Raw genomic sequence first — 7,343 nt, forward strand, 5'->3', positions numbered from 1 at the left:
CGCCCCCCTCGTTCGTCCGGTGGGACAGGACGAGGGGGGGCGCGGTGTCAGGCGAGGGTCACGCCGACGGCGGTCCCCTCACGGCGTCTCACTTCACCCAGGACTGGGAAATCACCCAGCGGAACTGGTTGGAGAAGATGTAGTTGCCGACGCGGGTGGAGAACAAGTCGACGTTCTTCGGCGTGAACAGCGGCGCGACCGGCGCCTGTTCCATGAACGCCGCGTCGATCTTCGCCCATTCCTCGTCCGCTCCGGCCTGGTCGGTGACGCCCTGCGCGATCGCCGCCTTCATCCGGTCGTCGAGCTCCTTGTTGCAGTAGCCGGCGATGTTGATCGAGGCGTCGGAGCCCGGCGTGAACGAGCCGCAGCCGAGCAGCACGTTCAGGAAGTTGGAGGCCGCCGGATAGTCCATGAACCACTGCGACACCGAGATCTGCACCTTGTTGTCGGTGTTCTGGATGTAGGTGAACTGGATGTTCGGCGAGATCGCCTTGACCGTCGCGTCATAGCCGAGCTCGGACAGCACCGACTGCAGGTAGGTGCCGATGCTGCGGGCGACCGCGTTGTCCTCGACGATCACGGCGACCTTTTCGCCCTTGGTGCCGGATTCCTCCACCAGCGCCTTGGCCTTGTCCATGTCCGGGGCGGACCATTCGGTGCCCGGGTCCAGGGTGTAGAGGCAGCTGTCCACATGGCCGGGGAAGTCCGGCGGCAGGATCTGGCAGACCGGCTGGGCGAGCACGGGGCCGCCGTAGAGGCCGACCAGCGCGTCGCGGTCGATCGCGTAGTTCACCGCCTGGCGCACCTTGACGTTGTCGAAGGGGCAAGGTTGGTGTTCATCGGCGCGTACCAGAAGGCCGACAGCGGATTGACGTGGACCTGCGCGGCATATTGCGAGCCGAGTTCCGGCAGGCGGTCGGCCGGCGGCGGGTCGAACATCCAGTCGACCTGACCGTTCTGGATCGCGTTGATCGCCGCTTCCTCGGTGAGGCCGAAGCGGTAGATGATCTCGTCCGGATAGCCGTCGGGCTGGGCCTCAACCGACCATTCCTTGAACTCGGGGTTGCGCACGATCACCATCTTGTCGTTGGGATCGTAGCTCTGGATCATGTAGGCGCCGGTGCCGGGCAGGGCACTGGTGCGGCGTCCGTGGCCGGGGTGCCGGCCGGCACGATGCTGGCGTGCGGCACGGCGATCTTGGCAAAGAATTCCGCGTCCGGCTGGGTCAGGTTGATGGTGACGGTGCCGGCCGCATCGTCACCGATCACGCCGCCCTCGAGGGTGCAGTCGGCGGGCGCCGCGATGCAGGCGTCGGCGCCGACGATGCCGTTGTAGAAGCTGCCCGAGGTCGGGCTGCTGATCTTGAAGATGCGCTGGAACGAGGCGACGACGTCGGAGGCGGTCAGTTCCTTGCCGTTCGAGAACTTGATGCCCTTGCGCAGCTTGAAGACGTAGGTCTTGCCGTCATTCTCCGCCTCGGGCAGCGCCTCGGCCAGCGAGGGCACGATCTGGAAGCCTTCGGTACGCGAGGCCTGCTTGAACTTCAGGAGCCCGTCATAGGTCATCTGGAACACCTGCCAGAACTGGGCGGTGTAGTTGACCATCGGGTCGATGGTGCCGGCCGCGGCCACGGCGGACAGCACCAGCGTGCCGCCGCGATGGGCTTCCATCAGCGCCGCGCGGTCCTCCTGGGCATGGGCAAGGGAAGTGTGGCCAAGCAGCGCCGCCGCCAGCAGGGCAAGGCCTGCTCGCCGGCCAGTTGGTCTGTGAGTGAAGTTCAGCATCGGTCCCGTCTCCTTGATCGAAAAGTGGTCGGTCGGATCGTTCTTGGTCTTGGCGCGCCCCGACCCGTGCGGGTTCGGAGCAGCGCGGATCAGGCGGCCACCTCGTCGAGGAAGGCGCCGACGACGGCCATGCAGGCCGCGCGCTCCTCGACATGCGGCATGTGGCTGGAGGCTTCGAAGATCGTCCAGCGCACGTCGGGGATCTCGTCGGCATAGGGCTGGACGCAGGCGACCGTTGCCTCGTCGAACCGCCCGGAAATCAGCAGGGTCGGCACGTCGATCGCGGCGAGGCGACCGACGATCGTCCAGTCCTTCATGGTGCCGACGACGTGGAACTCGTTCGGCCCGTTCATGGTGTGGTAGACGGTCGGATCGGCGTCGATCGCGTCGAAGGTGCGCTTCACCTCCGGCGGCATCGGCACGACGCGGCAGACGTGGCGTTCGTTGAACACCTCGGTCGCCGCCTTGTAGGCCGCGCTGCCGGTGGTGCCGGCCGCCTCGTGTTCCAGAAGCGTCGCCTGCACCTCCGGCGGCAGATCCTCGCGCAGGCGGTTCGCCTCGGAAATCCAGGTCGACATCGCCGCCGGCGAATTGGCGATCACCAGTGCCTTCAGGCCTTCAGGCTTCGTGACCGCGAATTCCGCGCCGAGCATGCCGCCCCAGGACTGGCCGAGCACGCAATAGGCGCCGCGCAGGCGAGGTGGTCGATGAGATTGTCGAGTTCGGCCATGAACAAGGCCGGCGTCCAGAAGTCGCCGCCCTTCTCCGGGAGATGGGTCGAGTGGCCGTTGCCGATCTGGTCGTAATGGATCACCGCCCGGCCGGTGGCGGCGAGATCCTTGAAGCTGTCCACATAGTCGTGGGTGCAGCCCGGCCCGCCATGCAGCACGATCAGCGGCGTCTTCGGACCGGCAAGATCGCCGGTAACGCGGTACCAGGTCTTCCACTCGCCGAAGGGCGCAAAGCCCTCGACGGCGGCAGGAACGGAAACGGACGAGGACTCGGACACGGCAGAGGCTCCTGAAGGGTCGGGCATGAGGTCAGGCGCGCCGCCCGGACGGGCGGGCGGCGGCATCTGACTTGAGAAGCAGGGCGGCGGCGTCCTCGAGGGTCAGCCGCTGTTCCATGGCGAGCTCGCGCAGCGTCTTCTGCGCGGCCTCGGTGTCGAGGCTTCGCGTCTCCATCAGGTGGACCACGGCGCGAACCACGTCCGGACGGCGACGCAGCCGGCCTTCCAGATCGCGGATCTCCTCGGCCTGGGCGAGCGCGCGGCAAAGCCGTGGGCGGCGATGAGGATGGCGCTGTAGACCCCGGCCGAGCCGATCGGCTTGAGCAGATGGGCGTCGGAGCCCTGGGCGAGCGCCCACTCCACCCGGCCCGGCGCCTCGGAGCCGATCAGCGCCACCAGCGGCATCGGCGCATGCCCGGCCGGCCAGGGAAACTGCCCGTCGTAGCCCATGTCGGCATCGAAGAAGACCACGTCGGCGGACGCCTCGGCGGCCGTAAGTTCCGGCCAGACCAGCCGCGTGGTGATGCGCAGCCGCTCCAGCTGGCGCACGAGCGCGTCCGCCGCCGGATGCGGCCGGTGCAACACCACGGCGTGCCATTCGGCAAGGGGGCGGCGGCGGCGGGCGCTCACGGCACCACCTTCAGCGGCCGGTCGCCCGCGACACTCGCTCGGCGCGGCACGGTGACGAGATAGGGATCGGCGAGAATCGCTTCGTCCGCGCTTTGAAGAATGTCGAAGCCGCCGTCGGCGCGCGCCCGGCCGAGGTGGGGCCGGACGGCGGCGTGCTGGGTCGCCGGGTCGACGCGGACCATGCCGAGCGGGGTCTCGAAGCCGCGCGAGGTGACGACGGCACGCACCGCCTGCGGATCGTCGGTCCCGGCCTCGGCGACGGCCGCGGCAAGCACCTTCACGGCCGAATAGGCCGAGACGAGGCAGGAAGAGACCGGCCGTTCCATCCCGTGGCGGGCGGCAAGGCGCTCCTTGAACTGACGGTTTTCCGCCGTGTCGAGACTGTCGAAATAGATCGCGGTCGCCAGATGCCCGGCCGCGGCCGGCCCCATCGCCTCGAGATCGATCTCGGTCATGTTGCAGCTGACGATCGGCCGGCGCGACGGCGCGAAGGCCGGATCGGAGCGGCCGAGATCCGCATAGGCCTCGACGAAGGCGCGGGCAGACGGGCCGATCAGGTTGCTCAGCACGAAGTCCGGCCGGGTCTGCCGGATCTCTTCCACGAGATGGATCACGTCGACCGCGCCGAGCGGCAGGTAGCGCTCGCCCCGGACCGCGCCGCCGCCGGCCTCGATCAGCTCGCGGGCGATGCGGTTGATCTCCCAGCCCCAGATGTAGTTGGAGCCGACCAGAAACGGGCGGCTGCCGTGGCGCGGCAGCACGTGGTCCAGCAGCGGCAGCAGGTGCTGGTTGGGACAGGCGCCGAAATAGAGCACGTGGTCGCTGGTCTCGAAGCCCTCGTAGGGAAAGGCGTACCAGAGCAGTCCGCCGTGGCGCTCCACCACCGGGATCACCTCCTTGCGACTCCAGGAGGTGAGCGTGCCGATGATGTGGCGGCAGCTTCGTCCCGACAGGGCGCGCTCGGCGTGGAAACCGTAGAGTTCCGCCGTGCCGCCGGGGTCGGCGACCACGGGCTCGATCCGGAAGGGCTGCCGTTCGTCGGCGTTGACCTCGGCAACGGCCGCCAGAGCACCGTCGAGCGCGGCCCGGCCGAGCCCGGCATAGGCTCCGACGGTGGAAAAGATGATCGAGACGGGGATCGTCTGGCGGGTCATCGAGGGTCCGGCGCGGGTCTGGATCGCGCCGCGCGATCGCGCGCGGCAGCCGTTTCCGGCACGTCCCGCCTGCCGAACAAAAAAAGCCCCGACTCGCGCGTCAGCGCGGGTGTCGAGGCGTGATTGCCGGTGGCGGTCAGGTGCCGATGTGGTCACGACGTTAGGCCTCGCCGTGGAATTGGTCAATATCTGGACAGGCCCAGATTGTGGACAGACCCGGCGCGAAAACAGGCACACCGGGTCCGGTCCGTCAGTCGAAGCGTGCCGGCAGCAGCTTGTCGAGGGCGGCCACCAGCCGGTCGGTGTCCGCCGTGGTGACACACAGCGGCGGGCGGATCTTGAGCGTGTCGCCGTAGCGGCCGGCCGCGCCGATCAGGATGCCCTCCTCGCGCAACTCGTTGATCAGCCGCGTTGCCGTGGCGGGATCGGAAGCGCCGGCGCATCGCGGAACTCGACGCCGAGATAGAGCCCTGCGCCGCGCACGGCGGAGATGCCGGGGCGGCGGGTGGCGAGATCTTCGAGACCGGCCTTCAGCCGTCCGCCGACCGACGCGGCGTTCTCGACAAGGCCGTCCTCCTCGATCGCCTCCAGCACGGCGAGCGCCGCGGCGGTTGCGGCGGGGCTTGCGGCGAAGGTGTTGAAATAGCCGAAGTCCTCGTAGAAGCGGGTGAGCACGTCAGGCCGGGTGACGAGGCCGGCGATCGGGTAGCCGTTGCCCATTGGCTTGCCCATGGTGACGATGTCCGGCACCGCGCCGTGGCGCGAAAATCCCCACATGCCGGCGCCGGTGCGCCCGAAGCCCGGCTGCACCTCGTCGGCGATGTAGAGGCCGCCCGCCGCCCGCATCACCGCCACCGCCGGGGCAAGGAACCCGGGCGGATCGGCGAAGACACCATCGGAGGAAAAGATCGTGTCGACCAGCAGCGCCGCCGGACGGATGCCGTCCGCCGCCATCGCCTCGATCGCCGCGGCCACGGCGGCCGCAAAACCGGCGGCGACGTCGTCGCCATAGACGCGCGGATCGGGCGCCGGCACGCTGCGCACCCGGGACGGCGGTCCGCCCCGCTTGTAGGACGAGGGCGAGACCTCGGTCACGGCGGCCGTGTTGCCGTGATAGGCCGTCTCGGTGACGACGACACCCTCGGCCCCGGTGAAGATGCGGGCGAGCCGCAGCGCCAGGTCGTTGCTCTCGCTGCCGGTGCAGGTCAGCGCCAGATTGGAAAGCGGCGCGGGAAAGGTCGCGAGCAGCTTCTCGGCATAGTCGTGGGCGACATCGTAGAGATAGCGCGAGTGGATGTTGAGTTCGCCGATCTGGCGACGCACCGCCTCCACCACCTTCGGATGACAATGCCCGACCGTGGGGACGTTGTTGTAGAAGTCGAGATAGGCCCGCCCGTCGGAGGCGTACATGGTCGCCCCCTCCGCGCGCAGCATCTTCAGCGGCTCCTCGTAGAACAGCACCGTGCCGGCGCCATAGCTTGCGCGACGGCGCCGCACCAGCGCCTCCACCTCGGGCCGGAGCCCGGCGGTGTCGCGGTTGCCGAAGGCGTTGAGGGCGAGGATTTCCTTTTCCGCGGATGCGCTCATGCGGACTGTCCTCCCTGCGCCGTGTCGTGATCATTGGGGCCATGATCGTTCAGAAAGGCGCGCGCCAGCGCGACCGTGCCGTGGGTGTAGGCTTCGCCCATCGCCTGCGCCGTCGGCGTCTCGGCGTGGGAAGCGATCCAGGCGGTGAGCAGCATGCGTCGCAGCATGATGAACACCGGCATGATCGCGCAGTCGGCATCGGGCAGCGGCGTCACCGTCCGGTAGCCCTCGATCCAGGCGGCCAGCAGCTCCGGAATGTAGGGTTCATGCTCGATGAAGCTGATCGCAGCCGCAAAGTCATAGAGATACCAGCTGAAACCGCAGTCGTCGAAATCGATCACCGACAGGCGGTCGCCGTCGACGAGGAGGTTGGCGACGCGCATGTCCGCATGCACCAGCCCGAAACGGTCCTCGCCGTGGCCATAAGCCTCCAGCAGCTCGCCGAGGCGGGCGGCGGTCTGTTCGAGCACGGCGCGGCCCTCGTCGTCGAGGCCGAGGCCCTCGCGCCAGTCGCCCCAGAGCTGCACGCCGCCGAGCATGGCGTCGAAGTCCCAGGTCTTGCGCACGAAGCCTTCGGGCCGCGTCCAGGTCTTGGCATGGGCGTGGAGGCGGGCGTTGATCGCGCCAAGCTCGCGGAACCAGCGCGGCAGGTCCTCGCCCTCGGCCGGCTCGCGGCCGGGCAGGAGGCCGAAGGCCACCGCGTGGCGAATCGTGCCGCCGTCGTCGATGTCGGCGATCAGGCTGCCGTCGGTCTGCGGGATCGCCGTCAGCGTCGGTACCACGCCGTCGCGGCCGAGCGCGCCAAGCCAGGCAAGCTCCGACGCGATCTCGGCCTTGGTGTGATAGCCGGGGCGATGCACCCGGAAGATCACCTCCGCGCCGCTGTCCGGATCGCGCGCGCGGAAGGTGGCGTTCTCGGAGATGGTGAGCAGCGTCAGCTCGGCCGTCTCCGCCAGCCCCCAGCGCGGCAGGGCGGCGCGCAGGCCGGAGGAGAGGCGGGTGAGAAAGTCTGCGTCATACATGTCGATGGTCCGTCTGGGCGGAGGCGAGGTGGCCGTGATGTGAACGTGCGCTTGAGTGTTCGCTCGTGACGAAGAGAGGGCGCACGGTCTTGCCGTGCCGCTCACCCCCCTCCCTGTCCCTCCCCCACAAGGGGGGAGGGGACGATGAAGGCGAGGA

The 7,343-nt window shown here is 68.8% G+C and carries 9 protein-coding genes and 1 pseudogene; all 10 read right to left on the minus strand.

From position 1 onward, the window contains the following. Nucleotides 1–88: 88 nt before the first annotated feature. Complete coding sequence (locus A6302_RS25295; protein ID WP_280939071.1) at nucleotides 89–793, minus strand: ABC transporter substrate-binding protein; 705 nt, start codon at nucleotides 791–793, stop codon at nucleotides 89–91. Then, nucleotides 790–1,110, minus strand: a complete 321-nt coding sequence (locus A6302_RS25300) for an ABC transporter substrate-binding protein (protein WP_280939073.1) — start codon at nucleotides 1,108–1,110, stop codon at nucleotides 790–792. The genes A6302_RS25295 and A6302_RS25300 overlap by 4 nt, the downstream gene beginning before the upstream one ends. Further along, nucleotides 1,107–1,784: an ABC transporter substrate-binding protein gene (locus A6302_RS25305; protein ID WP_280939075.1), complete on the minus strand. Its 678-nt coding sequence runs from the start codon at nucleotides 1,782–1,784 to the stop codon at nucleotides 1,107–1,109. The genes A6302_RS25300 and A6302_RS25305 overlap by 4 nt, the downstream gene beginning before the upstream one ends. Nucleotides 1,785–1,873: 89 nt before the next feature. After that, nucleotides 1,874–2,820, minus strand: a pseudogene (locus A6302_RS10395) (proline iminopeptidase-family hydrolase). A 4-nt stretch (nucleotides 2,821–2,824) separates the two neighbouring features. Next, the gene (locus A6302_RS25750; RefSeq protein ID WP_342586253.1) at nucleotides 2,825–2,968 is read right to left on the minus strand and encodes an ANTAR domain-containing protein; all 144 of its coding nucleotides are present in this window, start codon (nucleotides 2,966–2,968) and stop codon (nucleotides 2,825–2,827) included. Next, complete coding sequence (locus A6302_RS10400; RefSeq protein ID WP_342586254.1) at nucleotides 2,968–3,423, minus strand: ANTAR domain-containing response regulator; 456 nt, start codon at nucleotides 3,421–3,423, stop codon at nucleotides 2,968–2,970. The genes A6302_RS25750 and A6302_RS10400 overlap by 1 nt, the downstream gene beginning before the upstream one ends. Then, nucleotides 3,420–4,577 carry a transporter substrate-binding domain-containing protein gene (locus A6302_RS10405; protein WP_069306982.1) on the minus strand — a complete coding sequence of 386 codons (1,158 nt, stop codon included), beginning with the start codon at nucleotides 4,575–4,577 and terminating at the stop codon, nucleotides 3,420–3,422. The genes A6302_RS10400 and A6302_RS10405 overlap by 4 nt, the downstream gene beginning before the upstream one ends. Before the next feature lie 250 nt (nucleotides 4,578–4,827). Continuing rightward, on the minus strand, nucleotides 4,828–4,971 hold the full coding sequence (locus tag A6302_RS24440) for a hypothetical protein (protein ID WP_245294017.1): 144 nt from the start codon (nucleotides 4,969–4,971) through the stop codon (nucleotides 4,828–4,830). An 8-nt stretch (nucleotides 4,972–4,979) separates the two neighbouring features. Then, entirely contained in the window at nucleotides 4,980–6,164 is a 1,185-nt protein-coding gene (locus A6302_RS10410) for an aspartate aminotransferase family protein (protein ID WP_245294018.1), read from the minus strand. Then, complete coding sequence (locus A6302_RS10415; RefSeq protein WP_069306983.1) at nucleotides 6,161–7,186, minus strand: phosphotransferase enzyme family protein; 1,026 nt, start codon at nucleotides 7,184–7,186, stop codon at nucleotides 6,161–6,163. Before A6302_RS10415 ends, A6302_RS10410 begins: the two co-directional genes overlap by 4 nt. Nucleotides 7,187–7,343: the final 157 nt, after the last annotated feature.

Origin of the sequence: Methylobrevis pamukkalensis (assembly GCF_001720135.1) — a bacterium.
GTDB classification, from domain to species: domain Bacteria; phylum Pseudomonadota; class Alphaproteobacteria; order Rhizobiales; family Pleomorphomonadaceae; genus Methylobrevis; species Methylobrevis pamukkalensis.

Excerpts from the sequence above, each read along its gene's own strand:
- A6302_RS10415 (WP_069306983.1), bottom strand. The coding sequence starts at position 7,186 with ATGTATGACGCAGACTTTCTCACCCGCCTCTCCTCCGGCCTGCGCGCC.
- A6302_RS10410 (WP_245294018.1), bottom strand. The coding sequence starts at position 6,164 with ATGAGCGCATCCGCGGAAAAGGAAATCCTCGCCCTCAACGCCTTCGGC.
- A6302_RS25750 (WP_342586253.1), bottom strand. The coding sequence starts at position 2,968 with ATGGAGACGCGAAGCCTCGACACCGAGGCCGCGCAGAAGACGCTGCGC.
- A6302_RS10405 (WP_069306982.1), bottom strand. The coding sequence starts at position 4,577 with ATGACCCGCCAGACGATCCCCGTCTCGATCATCTTTTCCACCGTCGGA.
- A6302_RS25300 (WP_280939073.1), bottom strand. The coding sequence starts at position 1,110 with ATGATCCAGAGCTACGATCCCAACGACAAGATGGTGATCGTGCGCAAC.
- A6302_RS25305 (WP_280939075.1), bottom strand. The coding sequence starts at position 1,784 with ATGCTGAACTTCACTCACAGACCAACTGGCCGGCGAGCAGGCCTTGCC.